This window comes from Ensifer sp. M14, from assembly GCF_003355565.1.
In the GTDB taxonomy this organism is placed as follows: domain Bacteria; phylum Pseudomonadota; class Alphaproteobacteria; order Rhizobiales; family Rhizobiaceae; genus Ensifer.
This window is the reverse complement of record NZ_QJNR01000004.1, coordinates 519522-535496: the sequence shown is the minus strand read 5'-3', so window position 1 is coordinate 535496 and position 15975 is coordinate 519522. Positions and strand designations below refer to the sequence as shown.

At 60.3% G+C, this 15975-nt stretch carries 16 protein-coding genes; 10 read left to right on the top strand and 6 right to left on the bottom strand.

The genetic code is table 11. The features are described from left to right. Nucleotides 1-41 precede the first annotated feature (41 nt). The 5 genes from BLJAPNOD_RS02765 to BLJAPNOD_RS02745 form a co-directional block, all read right to left on the bottom strand. Nucleotides 42-1010 carry an adenosine deaminase gene (locus BLJAPNOD_RS02765; RefSeq protein WP_115418825.1) on the bottom strand — a complete coding sequence of 323 codons (969 nt, stop codon included), beginning with the start codon at nt 1008-1010 and terminating at the stop codon, nt 42-44. Continuing rightward, nucleotides 1007-2227 carry a phosphopentomutase gene (locus BLJAPNOD_RS02760; RefSeq protein ID WP_115418824.1) on the bottom strand — a complete coding sequence of 407 codons (1221 nt, stop codon included), beginning with the start codon at nt 2225-2227 and terminating at the stop codon, nt 1007-1009. The genes BLJAPNOD_RS02765 and BLJAPNOD_RS02760 overlap by 4 nt, the downstream gene beginning before the upstream one ends. Nucleotides 2228-2366: 139 nt before the next feature. Beyond that, the gene (locus BLJAPNOD_RS02755) at nt 2367-2960 is read right to left on the bottom strand and encodes a TadE/TadG family type IV pilus assembly protein (RefSeq protein WP_244610866.1); all 594 of its coding nucleotides are present in this window, start codon (nt 2958-2960) and stop codon (nt 2367-2369) included. 8 nt (nt 2961-2968) lie between these two features. Further along, nucleotides 2969-3592, bottom strand: a complete 624-nt coding sequence (locus BLJAPNOD_RS02750) for a TadE/TadG family type IV pilus assembly protein (RefSeq protein WP_115418823.1) — start codon at nt 3590-3592, stop codon at nt 2969-2971. Nucleotides 3593-3704: 112 nt separating this feature from the next. Continuing rightward, nucleotides 3705-4133, bottom strand: coding sequence for a pilus assembly protein N-terminal domain-containing protein (locus tag BLJAPNOD_RS02745; protein ID WP_343215793.1), 429 nt, complete (start codon nt 4131-4133; stop codon nt 3705-3707). Nucleotides 4134-4385: 252 nt separating this feature from the next. On the opposite strand from BLJAPNOD_RS02745, the gene BLJAPNOD_RS02740 reads away from it, so the two are divergent. From BLJAPNOD_RS02740 to BLJAPNOD_RS02700, 9 genes are all read left to right on the top strand, one after another. Beyond that, nucleotides 4386-4565 carry a Flp family type IVb pilin gene (locus tag BLJAPNOD_RS02740; protein ID WP_077499528.1) on the top strand — a complete coding sequence of 60 codons (180 nt, stop codon included), beginning with the start codon at nt 4386-4388 and terminating at the stop codon, nt 4563-4565. A gap of 110 nt (nt 4566-4675) precedes the next feature. After that, the gene (locus BLJAPNOD_RS02735; RefSeq protein WP_077499526.1) at nt 4676-5191 is read left to right on the top strand and encodes a prepilin peptidase; all 516 of its coding nucleotides are present in this window, start codon (nt 4676-4678) and stop codon (nt 5189-5191) included. Nucleotides 5192-5319: 128 nt separating this feature from the next. Beyond that, nucleotides 5320-6129 carry a Flp pilus assembly protein CpaB gene (cpaB, locus tag BLJAPNOD_RS02730; protein ID WP_115418822.1) on the top strand — a complete coding sequence of 270 codons (810 nt, stop codon included), beginning with the start codon at nt 5320-5322 and terminating at the stop codon, nt 6127-6129. 20 nt (nt 6130-6149) lie between these two features. Further along, entirely contained in the window at nt 6150-7685 is a 1536-nt protein-coding gene (locus tag BLJAPNOD_RS02725; protein ID WP_115421105.1) for a type II and III secretion system protein family protein, read from the top strand. Nucleotides 7686-7741: 56 nt separating this feature from the next. Beyond that, a complete protein-coding gene (locus tag BLJAPNOD_RS02720; protein WP_199565882.1) occupies nt 7742-8437 on the top strand; it encodes a CpaD family pilus assembly protein in 696 nt (231 codons plus the stop codon). 18 nt (nt 8438-8455) lie between these two features. Further along, nucleotides 8456-9745, top strand: coding sequence for a CpaE family protein (locus BLJAPNOD_RS02715; protein WP_115418820.1), 1290 nt, complete (start codon nt 8456-8458; stop codon nt 9743-9745). 29 nt (nt 9746-9774) lie between these two features. Further along, nucleotides 9775-11241, top strand: coding sequence for a CpaF family protein (locus BLJAPNOD_RS02710; protein WP_115418819.1), 1467 nt, complete (start codon nt 9775-9777; stop codon nt 11239-11241). 8 nt (nt 11242-11249) lie between these two features. Next, nucleotides 11250-12260: a type II secretion system F family protein gene (locus tag BLJAPNOD_RS02705; protein WP_115418818.1), complete on the top strand. Its 1011-nt coding sequence runs from the start codon at nt 11250-11252 to the stop codon at nt 12258-12260. Between the two features lie 10 nt (nt 12261-12270). Continuing rightward, nucleotides 12271-13257 carry a type II secretion system F family protein gene (locus tag BLJAPNOD_RS02700; protein WP_115418817.1) on the top strand — a complete coding sequence of 329 codons (987 nt, stop codon included), beginning with the start codon at nt 12271-12273 and terminating at the stop codon, nt 13255-13257. 197 nt (nt 13258-13454) lie between these two features. Here BLJAPNOD_RS02700 and BLJAPNOD_RS02695 read toward each other — a convergent pair whose 3' ends face one another. Beyond that, nucleotides 13455-14279, bottom strand: a complete 825-nt coding sequence (locus BLJAPNOD_RS02695) for a tetratricopeptide repeat protein (protein ID WP_115421104.1) — start codon at nt 14277-14279, stop codon at nt 13455-13457. Nucleotides 14280-14413: 134 nt separating this feature from the next. On the opposite strand from BLJAPNOD_RS02695, the gene BLJAPNOD_RS02690 reads away from it, so the two are divergent. Next, nucleotides 14414-15805 (top strand): M17 family metallopeptidase, encoded by a 1392-nt coding sequence (locus BLJAPNOD_RS02690; protein WP_115418816.1) that lies wholly within the window; start codon nt 14414-14416, stop codon nt 15803-15805. Nucleotides 15806-15975 lie beyond the last annotated feature (170 nt).

Sequence of the window (15975 nt, the reverse complement as noted above, 5' to 3'; positions counted from 1 at the left end):
CCCCAGCCGCGCCATCCTTCTTGGACCAGCGCAGGCTTGGGTCAGATAAGCGCCAACAATCTCTGCCGCGTCGTCTCGTCGACGAAAGCCGCCTGGATCGCCGTCCGCGTCATCTCGTTGATGTCGTCGTCATCGAACCCCATAACCGTCGAGGCGATGTCGTATTCCTGGGCAAGCGAGGTGTGGAAGAAGGGCGGGTCGTCGGAATTGAGCGTCACCCGAACCCCGGCTTCGTGCAAGGCTCGCAGGGGATGCGCGTCAAAACCCGGGAAGACCTGCAAAGAGATGTTGGATCCGGGGCAGACCTCCAGAACGACACCTTCATCAGCGAGCCGCTTGACGAGGTCCGCGTCCTCGATCGCCCGCACGCCGTGGCTGATGCGCGACGGCCTGACATGGTCGAGCGCGTCGCGCACGCTGAAGGCGCCCGAAAGTTCGCCCGCGTGAATGGTCAGGCCAAGGCCGGCATCGCGGGCGATATCGAAGGCCCGGGCAAAATCGGCGACGCTGTGCATGCGCTCTTCGCCCGCCAGATTGAAACCGGTGACCAGAGCGTGCTCTCTTTTGGCGGCGAACTCAGCCGTCCTGACGACCGATTCCGGCCCGAGATGCCGAATGCCTGTAATCAGCATGCGCGATTCGATCCCGGTCTTCGCCTTGGCGGCCTCCATGCCTGCGGCAAGGCCCTCTAGATAGGCGTCGGCACCAAGGCCGATCGTGTTGCCGTGATCCGGCGAGACGATGATCTCGCTGTAGATTGTCCCAACCTCGGCCAGTTCCGTCAGATAGGCCTCTGCAAGAAGCGCATAGTCTTCCTGCGTGCGAAACAGCGAGGCCACGCTGTCGTAGCATTTCACGAAGCTGGTAAAGTCCGCCCAGACATAGGCGCGGTCGGCGATGATCTCGCTGGTGTCGAGCCCGTACTTCTCCGCTTGGCGTAGCGCCAATTCCGGCGGCGTCGCGCCCTCGATATGGCAGTGCAGTTCCGCCTTCTTCAGATGTGCGGTCAAATGAGGCTTCTCCCGTGTAGGCCCGGTGCAATCCCGAGATGTCTGGCGACCGTTTCGCCGATATGTGCAAAGGTGTTGGCAATCCCGAGAGAACGGCTGCGCACGGCCGGCCCGAACATGAGCACCGGCACGCGCTCGCGTGTATGGTCCGTTCCGCGCCAGGTCGGATCGCAGCCGTGATCGGCCGTCAGGATGACGATATCGCCGGGTTTCAGCTTCCGGTCGAGATCGGGAAGCCGCGCGTCGAAGGCTTCGAGTGCTGCGGCATAACCGGCGATATCGCGGCGATGGCCGAAGAGCATGTCGAAATCGACGAAGTTGGTGAAGACGAGGTCGCCATCCTCCGCCTCGTCGATCGCAGCCAGGCTCGCATCGAACAACGCCATGTTGCCGTCGGCCTTGGTCAGCTTCGTCACGCCCTGGTGGGCGAAGATATCGCCGATCTTGCCGATCGCGTGCACCGTGCGGCCGGCGTGCGCGAGGCGGTCGAGAACCGTCGGCTCCGGCGGCAGAACCGAGTAGTCGCGCCGGTTGCCGGTGCGGGTGAAGGTCTGCGCGCTGTGGCCGATGAAGGGGCGGGCGATGACGCGGCCGATATTGTAGTCGTCAAGCAGGCGGCGAACGACCTGGCAGAACTCCAGCAGGCGTTCCAAGCCGAAAGTGTGCTCGTGGGCGGCAATCTGGAACACGCTGTCCGAGGAGGTGTAGCAGATCGGCTTGCCGGTCCGCATATGCTCCTCGCCGAGGCGGGCGATGATATCTGTGCCGGAGGCGTGGCAATTGCCGAGAATGCCGGGGATATTGCCCTCGCGGCAGATCGCCTCGACCAGTTCCGCCGGAAATGCGTCGCCTTCGGCCGAGAAGTAGCCCCAGTCGAACATGACAGGCGTACCCGCAATCTCCCAATGGCCTGATGGTGTATCCTTGCCGCGCGAGACTTCGCTGGCTGCGCCATAGGCGCCGTAGACCCGGCCCGGCACCGGCATGCCCGTCGGTAGCCGCCCCGTTGCCAACTTGGCTGCGTGCACGAGCCCGAGTGCCGACATATTGGGAAGATTGAGCGGCCCTTCGCGCAAGCCAGCACGATCCGCCGCTCCGGTCGCGCAGAATTCGGCGATGTGGCCAAGCGTGTCTGCGCCCAGGTCACCATAGGTTTCGGCATCCGGCGCACCGCCTATGCCGAAGGAATCGAGGACAAAGAGAAACGCGCGCGCCATGAAAGATCCGGTAAGCCGGAGCGCGAGCAGAGCGCGCGGTCCGGTGCTGCAACGAGCGCGGACGCAGATGCCGCCAGCGCAATCTCGAAGGAATAGCGCCGGCGAAGTCGCATTGCAATTGGCTTCGGTTATGTTGCGATCAGCAGTCGGGGCACTTTATGATTTCGGCCTGGCGTGAGCGGAAATAGGCCGTCTTGGACAGGTTTATCGTCTTGAGTGTGCTGGAATTCAAGCCTTCTGCAAAGAGCAGAAGCTCATGTGGAACGACGAGTTCCGTGCGAACGACGAAAGCTTCGGTGGAAGCAAACTGCGCGGGAACGGTTGTCGGAGAGTTCGCGGCGTAGGGTATCGCGCCATTCTGATCACGCGACCAAACGACAGTGCCGTTGTTGGCGGCGTCGACTTTGATTCCGGTCATTTTCAGAGTGAATCCGGAATTCTGGTAGGGTGCGAGGATGCTCTTGGCGACATTCGACATGTTGCCGAGGTAAGTTTTGTTAACCTCTGATTGTTGCGCGATCATATCCGCAACTGAGCTTGCGGCCCGTTCGACCTTGCTTTTCACCGTGAAGCCGAGGGTAACTTCGAACGCCCCGATATAGGCGACCACCAGCATTGGGATCACCATGGCGAATTCAATCGCGCCGAAACCGCTGCGGTCTTTTGCGAGCAACGCAATCGAGTTGCGAGTCCGCGCCAACATGGAGGTTGTTTTCTTCGCAAGAGAGATCACGGACGCCCTCATTCGTTTTCGTTGCGGAAAGTCGCGGTCGCCACCATGAGATAGTCTCGTGGCATGCTCGTGCCGGCAGGGCGCAGATTGGTCACAAAAGGACGGACGAGGTCCGTAATCACGCTCCAGCGGTAATAGGCGCGCAGCACATTGTATGTGCCTGGCCCCCCCGGCGCGAAGGAGAAGCTGCCGGTATTGATGTCGTTGGATTTGGCCATTCGAGGTATATCGACTGGAAGCTGAGCCAAGTCGGTCGTGCTTTTGACATCGATAAGCAACCTGCTCGGAATGTTCACTTCTGTCGCCGAGCACTTCAGCATCACAGAGATCTCAGCGCAGAACGCCTGACGGAACTGTTTTTCCGTCATGTCGGTGGGCTTGCCTCTGGCGAAGGTGATCTCGCCGGTGCGTACCTTGCGCGCCATCACCTCCGTGGCGCTGGCCAGGAGCCGCTCGCCCGTAAAGGCAAAGAATGTCTCGAAGCAAGCAAAAGTGACCACGAGGAACGGGATCACCAGAATCGCGAACTCGATTGATGCCGCACCATTTTTATTCGCAAACAGACGCCGTAGCGGACCGCGATTTGATCTCGAAGATTGCCTCGACCCTTGAACTTCCTGTTCGGCCAACATCTCGTCGTCCCATCATGTTACGTTTGATGGGTGAGAAATAAGGGGTAACTCTTGATATTTCGTTCTCGATGATCATTGGCATTTTAATGATCGCCGGCGTTTTTGCTCGATTTTAGTTGCCGGTGCCGGTGCCGGTCGTTTTGCGTTCGGCATGACGTTCGCAGTTTGGTGTGCACGACAGAACGGTGCGCGACGTCTGCTTATAGACGCGCACGGTGTTGCCCTCGTCGATAGAGACGATAATGCGCTCGTCGACGATCGCATTGCCATCCTGGTCCAGGATCACAAGGTTCGTCGTGCCGAAATTGCGGCCCGTGACGACGATGGTCTTTGCATCGGCTACCGTTGCATCGGCAACATCAGCGTTGCCGATGATCACTTTGCTGACGGGGCGATCAAGCTTGAGGACGCGCGCGTGATCCATGTAGACGCGCATGATGTCTTCCTGGGCGCTGGCGGCAAGGGGTGGGAACACTGCAAAAAGCCCGACGAGCGCGAGAACAAGCAAACTGATGTGGGCGGTCGTGAAGGGCACAGACATGGGGCGTCCTTTAGGTGACATGCCGCATCCTCGCGTGTCTTGGTGAATGAAGCGTTAAGCCGCCGGTGTCTGGCCCAATGCCCGGAAATATTTGCCGTTCGTTTACCCAAAAATCAGCGATGAGACGTTCATCTTTTGGTAACCGCCTTCCTTAAGTCGGTAGCAATCCGACGGGCATAGGTTGAGCTCATCCGATCAACGGCAACAGTTGGCGGACGTGCTGAACAACAATCGCGAAGTAGGAGAATCATCATGAAGAAGATTTTTGCCCGTCTGATGAAGGACGAGTCTGGCGCAACTGCAATCGAATACGGCCTCATTGCCGCCCTCATCTCCGTTGCGCTGATCGCTGGCGCTAGCCAGCTGGGCAACGTTCTCAACGGCCAGTTCAGCTTCCTCGCCAACCAGGTTACCGGTTCGCAGACGCCGTAAGGCAAGCCGTAGGCGTTACGGATGGAAAAGAGAAAGCCGCCCTTGTTGGCGGCTTTTTGTTACCTTGGCAGATATGTTCCAAGTCTCGCTCGCGGAGTGGATCTCGATAAATGCTCTTGTTGGCCTTCCTTGCAATCTTTCCGCTGTGTCTGATCTGGGCCGCTGCTTCAGACCTGATGACGATGACGATACCGAATCGTCTGTCGTTGCTGCTCGCTATCGGTGCGGTCCTGGCCAACGTCGCCGCCGGGTCCGGTTTCGTTGACATCGGCTTCGACGTAGCTGCCGGTCTGCTGGTTTTCCTGCTGTGCTTTTGTCTTTTTTCTGCGGGTGTCATGGGTGGCGGTGACGCAAAACTTTTGACCGCCTGCGCTCTGTGGTTCGGGTTGAACGGCTCTCTGCTGGCGTTTCTGCTGTATGTCTCGCTTATGGGCGGTGTCTTAACGGTGCTCGTCGTGATGTTGCGGTCCCGTCCGGGCGTCTTGCTTGCGGCCGGCATTCCGATGCTAGGCCTTCTGCTCACTGCTAAGAAAATACCCTACGCGATTGCGATCGCTGCCGGCGCCTTCTTGGCCTTTCCGGCGTCGCCTTTGTACCGGGCTGCTCTCGCGCAAATTGGCGTTTGAAGGTGATCGGCACGGAAAGTTGAATGGTAGCGATATGTTAACCATACCTGTAGATGCAGCGTTAACTATAATTACACCAATTCCTGATCAATCTGATCCCGGCATATCTGCGGGGCACAGAAACGATCATGAAACCGGTTCGCATCATCATACTGACGGTGGCCGTCGCGTCGGCGGCGATGGCCGGGTTGTTGGCGATGAAGCTGACCCGCGGCCCTGCCCAACTCACGGCTGAGCCCGTCATTGAACGCGCTCCGACCGTCAATGTCCTCGTTGCCAGCAAGAGCTTGCCCGTCGGATCGCGGCTGGGTGGAGACGCCGTCCACTGGATGGCCTGGCCCAAGGACGGCGTCGTCGATGGCCTCATTACCGAAGAAAACCGGCCTTCGGCCATCGAAGACCTGACCGGTGCGGTCGTTCGGTTGCCGATTTTTAATGGTGAGCCGGTGCGCAGCGAGAAGGTTGCCGACTCCTCCAGTCGAATCATGTCGTCGCTCTTGCCTGCCGGCAAGCGCGCGGTTGCGACGGAAATTACCGTGGCGACAGGCGCCGGCGGTTTCATCCTGCCGAACGACCGTGTCGACGTCATCATGGTCCGCAAATCAGACAACGATGTTTTCCTGACGGAAACGGTGCTCAGCAACGTCCGCGTTCTGGCGATCGACCAGCAGGTCGAGGAGAAGGATGATGGCTCCAAATCCGTGGTCGGCACCACAGCGACCCTGGAGCTGACCCCTGACCAATCAAAGGTCATGACCGTCGCCCAACAGATGGCTGAGCGCATCTCGCTCGCCCTTCGCAGCGTCGCGGATGCGCAGGAGCCCGATACGAACGCCGCGGATTATCTTTTGAGCGGTGATGGCCAGCCCAGCATTCAGGTCATCAAGTCGGGCTCCATCGTCAAGGGCGACGGTTCAAGCCAGGGCCAGCAACAATGAGCGATCGAGTGGAGCACAAGGTGAAGCGGATCGGAAATAAATTTCGGGCGTCTGTTGCGGCGGGTCTGTCATTTTGCCTGGCATTTTCGGGCATTACGCTGCCGACGCTGCCGTCCGCCTATGCGGCTGCATCCTCGGTCGTCAGGATCGTCGAAAGCGGGCCGGGGGTAAAGAAGAAGGTCAGCTTGGGGCTGAACAAGGCTGTAGTCGTCGATCTGCCTTCCGACGCCCACGATATTCTCGTCGCCGACCCATCGCTCGCCGATGCCGTTACGCGCACCTCAAGACGTATCTATCTCTTCGGCAAATCCGTCGGGCAGACCAATATCTTCGTCTTCGGACCGAACGGTGAGGAAATCGTCAGCCTAGACGTGGAGGTCGAGCGTGACATCGCCAACCTGCAATCCAATCTGCGCCGCTTCATTCCCGATGCCGAAATCAACGTCGAAATCATCTCCGACAACATCGTCCTGACAGGCACCGTGCGCACGCCGCTCGATTCGACGCGGGCCGTCGATCTCGCCAAGGCCTTCCTCCAGGGCGGTGAAGCGACGACACGCAACATCACGGCGCAGGGCAACAATGGTGATGCCGATATCTTTGCCGAAGACCGCCAAGTGTCGCAGATCGTCAACCTGTTGACCATCGAAGGCGATGATCAGGTCACGCTGAAAGTCACGGTTGCCGAAGTCAGCCGCCAAGTCCTCAAGCAACTCGGCTTCAACGGCAGTGTCTCCGATGGCGACAGCAGTATCGGATTCCGCAACCCCGCCAACCTTGGAGACGCCATAGGCCTCGGTGCAAACGCGCTTATCAAGGGCTCGATTGGTGGAACGACGATAGCAAGCTACATCAATGCGATGGAACAGGCAGGCGTGATGCGCACGCTCGCCGAGCCGAGCTTGACCGCGATTTCGGGTCAAGAGGCGAAATTCTACGTTGGTGGCGAGTTTCGGCTGTCGGGCATGCAAGAGGTCGAAAGGGACCCCGCCACCAATCTGACCACCGTCAAGCGCGAGGTCAACGACGTCGAATATGGCATTCGCCTGAACTTCAAGCCGGTCGTTCTCGGCCCTGGAAGGATCAGCCTGCAGGTCCAGACCAATGTGTCGGAGCCGACTTACGAAGGCAGTGCCGTCACCGGCAACGGCTCCAATTCCGTCCCCGGCAACACGTTCCTCGGCATTCGCAAGCGCGAGGCATCGACCAGCGTCGAACTCCCCTCGGGTGGCTCTATCGTCATCGCCGGCCTTGTGCAGGACAATATCCGCCAGGCCATGTCCGGCGTGCCGGGCGCGTCGAAGATCCCGATCCTCGGAACGTTGTTCCGCAGCAAGGATTTCGTCCGTAACGAGACCGAACTCGTCATCATCGCAACGCCCTATCTCGTGCGGCCTGTGGCCAGAAGCGCGATCTCCAGGCCCGACGACAATTTCAATGCGGCCAATGATTGGGAAAGCTTCTTCCTTGGTCGGGTGAACCGGATCTACGGGCGGCCGGAGGCATCCGCTCCAGCCGGTCGCTACCACGGCAACGTTGGCTTCATCTACAAATAGGCTGGGTCATGCAAACGCGAAGCAGCTTCCACGAGAATTCTGAAAGGCCGAGTGCCATGCCCCTCAACAGATCCGGAATTCCCGCCCGTCATTTGCGGCATGTTGCAATCCTCGTCGTTGCCGCGGGGCTGCTTGCCGGTTGCGGCAGCAAGGACAATCTTGCGACGGGCTCCATCCCGGATGACTACCGCACCCGCCACCCGATCGTGCTTGCCGAAGGTGAGCGTGCGATCGATATCCCAATCGCTTCCGGCGATCGCCGGCTGACGCAGGGCACGCGCGACGTCATCAGCGGCTTTGCGGCCGACTATCGCAATTCGTCGACCGGTGTTGTCCAGATCATGCTGCCGCGCGGCTCGGCAAACAGCCAGGCAGCACAGGCGATGCGCAAGGAGATCCGCAGTGTTCTGGTTGCCGCCGGTGTCCCCGCCAAGCGGCTGATCGAGGCGGGCTACGAGGCCGGCCCGTCGGGTGACGCTGCGCCTGTTCGCATAAGGTATGTGGCGATCACCGCCCAGACGGCCCCCTGTGGTGAGTGGCCCGAGGACGTTGCGCTCAATACGATCCAAAACCGCAACTACTATAATTTCGGTTGCGCATCGCAATCCAACCTGGCGGCCCAGATTTCCAATCCGACCGATCTGCTCGGCCCGCGCCAGATGTCGCCGATCGATGCGGAGCAGCGCGGCCAGGTCATCAAGGACTGGCGCGGAACCGAAAAGAGTGACGGGCCCGTCATCATCTTCAATTGATATCGTTGGGATCATCAGATGAGCAGCATTGAGTACAGGATCGAAACGGGCGCCGCGGCCGGCGACCTCGCCTTCGATACGGTGCAGCCGGGTGACCTTGAGCAGGTCCGCCCGCTGCCGCGCATCTCGATCCACGCATTTTGCGAAACCGAGGCGGTGCAGCGACTGATGGAGCGTTGCGGCCAGGATCGCCGCATGGCGAAGGTCAGCTTGCGCATCAACAACGGCGGCATCGATGCCGCGGCCAACATGTTTGCGAGCGTGTCGACGCCGAACCTGATCATTCTGGAAACATCCGCCGATCCCCGGTTCCTGCTGAGCGAGCTTGCGCCGCTGGCTGCGGTCTGCGATCCGAGTACCAAGGTGATCCTCGTCGGCAAATACAACGATATCGGACTTTATCGCGAGCTCATCCGCAACGGCATCTCGGAATACATGGTCGCGCCCGTGGCAATGCCGGACGTTCTGTCCGCGGTCGCGTCGATTTTCGTCGATCCCGACGCCGAGCCATTGGGACGTAGCCTGGCGTTTATCGGCGCCAAGGGCGGCAGCGGTTCGTCTGCCATCGCGCACAATTGCGCCTGGGGGATTTCTAATCTCTTTTCGACGGAGACCATTCTCGCCGATCTCGACCTGCCCTACGGCACGGCCAACATCGATTTCGATCAAGATCCCCCGCAGGGCATATCGGAGGCGGTTTTCGCGCCCGAGCGGCTCGACGAGGTCTTTCTCGATCGGCTTCTGACCAAATGCTCCGACCATCTTTCGTTGCTTGCGGCGCCATCCATGCTGGATCGTGCCTATGACTTCGAGGGTGGCGCCTTTCATCCGATCCTTGAGATCCTGCAACGCAGCGCGCCGGTTTCGGTGCTCGACATCCCGCATATGTGGACGGATTGGACGCGCTCGGTACTGGGCGAATCCGATGAAATCGTCATTACGGCGGTGCCGGATCTCGCGAGCCTTCGCAACACGAAGAACCTGCTCGATGCCTTGAAGAAGCTGCGCCCGAACGACAAGCAACCCCACCTCGTCTTGAACCAGGTGGGCATGCCGAAGCGTCCGGAGATCGCGGTCAACGAATTCTGCGAATCGCTGGAAATCGAAGCGGCAGCCATCATTCCATTCGATGCCGTTCTTTTTGGCAACGCATCGAACAGCGGCCGGATGATCGCGGAGATCGACAAGAAGTCGGCAGCGACCGAAACCTTCTCCCAGCTCGCGCACCTGCTCACCGGTCGCGCATCGATGAAGAAGGCGCGGCGCGGCGGTCTCGGCAAGATGCTTGCGGCGCTCGGTAGAAAATAGACGGCGCAGAGAACGGACGGATCAGGAACATGTTCGGCAAACGCGGAAACGAAGGCTCTAGCAGGGGCGGCACCACAGGTGCCGCGATGCCGCCGATCGTCACGGTCACGCAAGCGGCGGTGATCGAGCGCGCCGCGGTACCGGTGCTTGCTGACTCGCAATCATCCGCTTCCCGTCCGCAATCTCCAGCTCCGACACAAAGAAAGCGGCCCGCGCGCACCGAGGACTACTACGATACCAAATCGCAGGTCTTCTCGGCTCTGATCGACACGATCGACCTGTCGCAGCTGGCCAAGCTCGATACGGAAAGCGCGCGCGAAGAAATTCGCGATATTGTCAACGACATTATCACGATCAAGAATTTCGCGATGTCGATCTCCGAGCAGGAAGAGCTGCTCGACGATATCTGCAACGACGTCCTTGGCTATGGACCGTTGGAACCGCTGCTCGCGCGCGACGACATTGCCGATATCATGGTCAACGGTGCCGGCCAGACCTTCATCGAAGTCGGCGGCAAGACCATCGAGTCTGAAGTGCGCTTCCGCGACAACGCCCAGCTACTCTCGATCTGCCAGCGGATCGTCGGGCAGGTGGGGCGGCGCGTCGACGAATCGAGCCCGATCTGCGACGCGCGTCTGCCCGATGGCTCGCGTGTCAACGTCATTGCGCCGCCGCTCGCCATCGACGGCACCGCGCTGACGATCCGCAAATTCAAGAAGGACAAGCTGAAGCTCGATCAGCTGGTGAAATTCGGGGCGATCACGCCGGAAGGTGCTGTCCTTCTTCAGATCATCGGCCGCGTCCGCTGCAACATCGTCATTTCAGGCGGTACCGGCTCGGGCAAGACGACGCTCCTGAACTGCTTGACCGGCTTCATCGATCTCGACGAACGGGTCATCACCTGCGAAGACACGGCCGAATTGCAATTGCAGCAGCCGCACGTGGTTCGTCTCGAAACCCGACCGCCGAATATCGAGGGCGAGGGTGAGATCACCATGCGCGATCTCATCAAGAACTGCCTGCGCATGCGACCTGAACGCATCATCGTCGGCGAAGTGCGCGGACCGGAGGTGTTCGACCTTCTGCAGGCGATGAACACCGGCCATGACGGCTCGATGGGAACGATCCACGCCAACACGCCGCGCGAATGCCTCGCCCGCATGGAATCGATGATCGCGATGGGCGGCTTCACGCTGCCGGCAAAGACTGTCCGCGAGATCATATCCGGGTCCATCGACGTCATCATTCAGGCGGCACGCCTGCGCGATGGCTCGCGCCGTATCACCCACATCACGGAAGTGGTCGGCATGGAAGGCGACGTCATCATCACGCAGGATCTGATGCGTTACGAAATCGAAGGCGAAGATGCCAACGGCCGCATTATTGGCCGCCACGTCTCGACCGGCATCGGGCGTCCGCATTTTTGGGATCGCGCCCGCTACTTCAACGAAGACAAGCGCCTGGCGGCGACACTCGACGCCATGGACAAGGGCTAGGATCCGCGATGTTCGGCATAGGCCTTCCCGTCCTCGCCCTAGCTGCACTGGTCGCGATATCGGCGTCGGCGCTGGCCTATGGCGTGATGTATTCGCGCATCGAAAGCGAGAAGAAGACGGAAGGTCGCGTGCGCAGAGTGAGCGCGGCCGAAACAGATCGAGTCAAGGTCAAGGCCGCCCGCGATCGCGTCAACGAGATGTCGAAGCGGCGCAAGTCTGTCCAGGATTCGCTTAAGGAGCTCGAGAAGAAGCAGCAGGAAAAATCGGCGAAAGCCGCGCCCTCGATGAAGGCGCGGCTGGCGCAGGCAAATCTGTCTATCTCGTTGGCCAAGTTCTATGTTTTCAGCGCATTGTTCGGCCTTTTTGCAGCCTTTGTTGCGTTGATCCTGGGTGCCGGTCTGGCCATAGCCGCGGGCATCGGCGTCATTGTCGCCGCAGGCCTGCCGCGTTGGCTGGTCAACTTCCTGATCAAGCGCCGTTGCAAGAAGTTTCTTGAAGAGTTCCCGAACGCTCTCGACATCATGGTTCGGTCGATCAAATCCGGCCTGCCTTTGAACGACGCGCTCCGCCTCATCGCCAATGACGGACAGGAACCGGTCAAGAGCGAATTCCGCAGGGTGGTGGAATCGCAGCAGGTCGGGCTGAGTGTCACAGAAGCCTGCGCCCGCATGGTCAATCACATGCCGCTGTCGGAGGTCAATTTCTTTGCGATCGTGATCGGCATTCAGGCTCAGGCCGGCGGTAACTTGTCCGAAGCGCTTGGCAACCTGTCGAAGGTCCTGCGAGAGCGCAAGAAGATGAAGGCCAAGGTCAATGCCCTGTCGATGGAAGCCAAGGCTTCGGCCTGGATCATCGGTGCCTTGCCGTTCATCGTGTCGACCCTCGTCTATCTGACGTCGCCGGACTACATGATGATCCTGTTTACCGATCAGCGCGGGCATCTGATTATCGGTGCTGGTCTCGTCTGGATGAGCATCGGCATCCTGATGATGCGCAATATGATCAACTTCGACATCTGAGGAAACAATTATGGGCGAAGGATTGGTCAAGACGTTCACGGATCCCAACATCATCCTTGCTGTTCTGGTCTCGTTTGCAGTGCTGGCGACCTTCTATTCGCTGGTGGTGCCATTCTTCGAGCGCGGAGATCTCGGCAAGCGGATGAAATCGGTGGCCACCGAGCGTGAGCAGATACGCGCGCGGGAACGCGCCCGCCTCGCCACGGAGGTTTCAAGCGGCAAGGCCAGTTTGCGCGGACAGAACAACACGTCCGTTCGCCAGGTCGTCGAGCGATTGAACCTGCGCAAGGCCCTTGTCGACGACAATACCGTCAACCGCCTCAAGACTGCCGGCTATCGCTCGCAGAATGCGCTCAACACGTTCCTTTTCGCGCGGTTCTGCCTTCCGTTCCTGTTTCTGGTCATAGCGATCGTCTATATTTTCGTGCTCGGCAATTTCGCCGAGAAGCCTTTCATGATGCGGTTCGCATTCGCCATTGGCTTTGCCTATGTCGGCTTCTATGCGCCGAACATCTTTGTCGCCAACGCCATCGCCAAGCGACAGCATTCCATCCGTCGCGCCTGGCCGGATGCGCTCGATCTCCTCTTGATCTGCGTAGAATCCGGCGTGTCGATGGAGCTCGGTATGCGGCGCGTCGCCGACGAAATCGCCTCCCAGTCGCCGGCCCTGGCGGAAGAGTTGGTGCTGACGACGGCCGAGCTTTCGTTCCTGCCCGAACGTCGTATCGCGCTTGAAAATCTTGGACACCGCACCGGCCTCGATGACGTCAAGTCGGTGGTACAGGCGCTGATCCAGGCGGATCGCTACGGAACGCCGATCGCCCAGGCGCTGCGCGTGTTGGCACAGGAAAGCCGCGACCAGCGCATGAATGCGGCGGAAAAGAAGGCGGCCGCTTTGCCGCCGAAGCTCACCGTGCCGATGATCCTGTTCTTCCTGCCGGTTCTCGTCGCCGTCATCCTGGGTCCGGCCGGCATCCAGGTCGCCGATCGCTTCTGATCCCGACCCGGCATGCATTCTTAACGAAGTCGGAATCGATTTCAGCGACAGATCATGCAGCAGGCTCACATTGCTAAAATGCCCCGAGTGCGCGCTCACGGGGCATCTCGGGTATCTGCAAACAAGGATATCTGACGTCGGCGTGATCGCGCGCACCACCGTTATGTCGTCGGCGTGCGCCGCGACCGTAACGCCGTTTAGTTGGTGTTCGCGTCGTCCGCCTTGGCAAGCTGCTTCCATGCGCCCTGCTGTGACAGCATCGAGCGCAGATACGTCACATTTGCCTCGGCCTGCTCGCCTGACAATTCCTGGCGGGCGATCGTTTCGGCCTCTTGGAAGCGACCCTGCAGGCCCACCGCGAGCGCCAGGTTCTGCCGTACGCTGCTGTCGGCGCCCGGTTGGCCCGTTGCCGATTTCAGATAGGTTTCGGCGGTGCGCAGGTCCTTGGTCAGAAGATAGGACATGCCGAGGTTGGAAAGCACGGACGGCTCGTTGGGCTTGAGTTCCAGCGCTTCGCGGTAGCGCAGGCGCGCTTCCTGCGAGCGGCCGAGCTGGTCGAGGATTGCGCCTTCTGCCGATTTCAGCTTCCAGTCCGGCCGGTCCGGTGTCTGGGCGCGGCTGATCGTGTTCAATGCCTGTTCCAGCTGGCCTGCGGCTGCCTGCGCCTTGCCGTAGGCGCCGAGAACTTCGCGGTCCTGCGGATGGTTGATCGCGACCTGCTGCATGACGGCGAGTGCCTGTTCGTTACGTCCGGTCATACGCAGGAGGTTGGCGTAATTCAGCCCCGCCTCGCGATCCCTGGGGTTCTTCTCATAGGCCTGCCCAATGCTTTCGGCCGCCTGCGACAGCTCCGATGCGGTCATTGATTGGACGGGCTTCGACGTGCGCGAGATGGAACCGGTCGTCAGTTCCTTCTTCGGCTGGTTGGCGCAACCGGCGACAGACAGGGCGACGATCGCGATCGCGACGCCTTGTATGAGACGGGTGACATTTCGGGATGAGATCGTGTTGTGTTTGGCCATCGGTGGTGTCCCCAGCATGCATTCGCGCACCAGAACTCCAAACAACATCGGCGCAACTTTCACTCCAGCAATAATCTGTTAACCCTAACAGAGCGTTAATTGCGCGAATCCATCTCTGTCAGCCGAGGACTTCCATGGCCCCCTATCAGTTCATCGAGCGGCCGTCGCCGTTCAACACCAGCGCCGGCAAGACGTTGCCCATTTTCGCAGTCACGCCGGCGCATATCGAAACGGGAGCCATCGATCCGATCGCGCTTGATTGGGCCCGCAAGGCCGGCTTCGGGGCCGAATCGGGGGCCGTGCTGCTGATCCCGTCTTCCGATGGCCATCTCGGCGGCGCGCTCTTCGGTCTGGGCAGCAATCCCTCCGAGGCACCGTTCCTGACCGGCAAGCTGGCGCGCGCTCTGCCCGCCGGCAAGTGGCACATCGAAACGGCGCCGCTGACGGCGAACCGGCTGGCGCTCGGTTATGGCCTCGGTTCCTATCGCTTCGAGCGCTACAAGTCGGCCAAGGGCGAGCCGCCGACCTTGCTGATCCCGGGCGATGCAGATGCGACCGACATCAAGCGCCAGCTCGCCGGCGTCTTTCTTGCCCGCGACCTCATCAACACCCCAACCAACGACATGGGCCCAGAGGCCTTGGAAGCGGCATTCCGCGCGCTTGCGGCGCACTACAAGGCTGATGTCTCGGTGATATCAGGCGAGGCTCTTCTGACGCAGAATTTCCCGCTCGTGCACACCGTCGGCCGGGCGAGCGCCGAAGCGCCCCGTCTTCTCGAACTGCGCTGGGGCAAGAAGGGCCACAAGAAGGTGACGCTGGTCGGCAAGGGTGTCTGCTTCGACACCGGTGGCCTCGACATCAAGCCCGCTTCCTCGATGCTTCTGATGAAGAAGGACATGGGTGGTGCCGCCAATGTCATGGGCCTCGCGCTGATGATCATGGACGCAAAGCTCAAGGTCGACCTGCGGGTTATCATCCCCGTCGTTGAAAACTCGATTTCTGCCAATGCCTTCCGGCCTGGCGACATCTATCGCAGCCGCAAGGGTCTGACGGTGCAGATCGACAACACCGATGCCGAAGGCCGGCTCATTCTTGCCGATGCGCTTGCCTATGCCGACGAGGAAAAGAACGATCTTCTCGTCGACATGGCAACGCTGACCGGTGCCGCCCGCGTCGCGCTCGGTCCCGACCTGCCGCCGTTCTTCACCGACGACGCGGAGCTGGCGCACGATCTGTCCGAGGCGAGCCTCAGCGTCGACGATCCGATGTGGCGCATGCCCTTGCACATGGGCTACGACAAGGATGTCTCCGCGCGCATTGCCGATCTGACGAATGCGCCTTCGGGTGGCATGGCGGGATCGATCACCGCCGCGCTCTTCCTCAAGCGCTTCGTCACCAATACCAAGAGCTGGGTGCATTTCGATATCTTCGGATGGGCGCAGTCCGAGCGGCCGCATTCGCCGGTTGGCGGGGAGGCCCAGGCTATTCGCGCTCTCTACCAGCACATCCGGCAGATCGCCAAGTAACATGCCAAGGTTGGAGACCGGCGCTGACAGCGCCGGTCTCCAAAAAGAAACGCTTGCGTAACGGTCCTCGGCTATGGTGGTAAACCACTGCAGCACCGGGCGTCCTTCAGAAGCGCAATGGTCGCTGTAGCCCTTTGACTGCCCGCATGCTTCCTCAAGCCCAATCCGGC

Excerpts from the sequence above, each read along its gene's own strand:
- BLJAPNOD_RS02760 (WP_115418824.1), bottom strand. The coding sequence starts at position 2,227 with ATGGCGCGCGCGTTTCTCTTTGTCCTCGATTCCTTCGGCATAGGCGGT.
- BLJAPNOD_RS02750 (WP_115418823.1), bottom strand. The coding sequence starts at position 3,592 with ATGTTGGCCGAACAGGAAGTTCAAGGGTCGAGGCAATCTTCGAGATCA.
- BLJAPNOD_RS02745 (WP_343215793.1), bottom strand. The coding sequence starts at position 4,133 with ATGTCTGTGCCCTTCACGACCGCCCACATCAGTTTGCTTGTTCTCGCG.
- BLJAPNOD_RS02740 (WP_077499528.1), top strand. The coding sequence starts at position 4,386 with ATGAAGAAGATTTTTGCCCGTCTGATGAAGGACGAGTCTGGCGCAACT.
- BLJAPNOD_RS02735 (WP_077499526.1), top strand. The coding sequence starts at position 4,676 with ATGCTCTTGTTGGCCTTCCTTGCAATCTTTCCGCTGTGTCTGATCTGG.
- cpaB (WP_115418822.1), top strand. The coding sequence starts at position 5,320 with ATGAAACCGGTTCGCATCATCATACTGACGGTGGCCGTCGCGTCGGCG.
- BLJAPNOD_RS02720 (WP_199565882.1), top strand. The coding sequence starts at position 7,742 with ATGCCCCTCAACAGATCCGGAATTCCCGCCCGTCATTTGCGGCATGTT.
- BLJAPNOD_RS02715 (WP_115418820.1), top strand. The coding sequence starts at position 8,456 with ATGAGCAGCATTGAGTACAGGATCGAAACGGGCGCCGCGGCCGGCGAC.
- BLJAPNOD_RS02710 (WP_115418819.1), top strand. The coding sequence starts at position 9,775 with ATGTTCGGCAAACGCGGAAACGAAGGCTCTAGCAGGGGCGGCACCACA.
- BLJAPNOD_RS02705 (WP_115418818.1), top strand. The coding sequence starts at position 11,250 with ATGTTCGGCATAGGCCTTCCCGTCCTCGCCCTAGCTGCACTGGTCGCG.
- BLJAPNOD_RS02700 (WP_115418817.1), top strand. The coding sequence starts at position 12,271 with ATGGGCGAAGGATTGGTCAAGACGTTCACGGATCCCAACATCATCCTT.
- BLJAPNOD_RS02695 (WP_115421104.1), bottom strand. The coding sequence starts at position 14,279 with ATGGCCAAACACAACACGATCTCATCCCGAAATGTCACCCGTCTCATA.
- BLJAPNOD_RS02690 (WP_115418816.1), top strand. The coding sequence starts at position 14,414 with ATGGCCCCCTATCAGTTCATCGAGCGGCCGTCGCCGTTCAACACCAGC.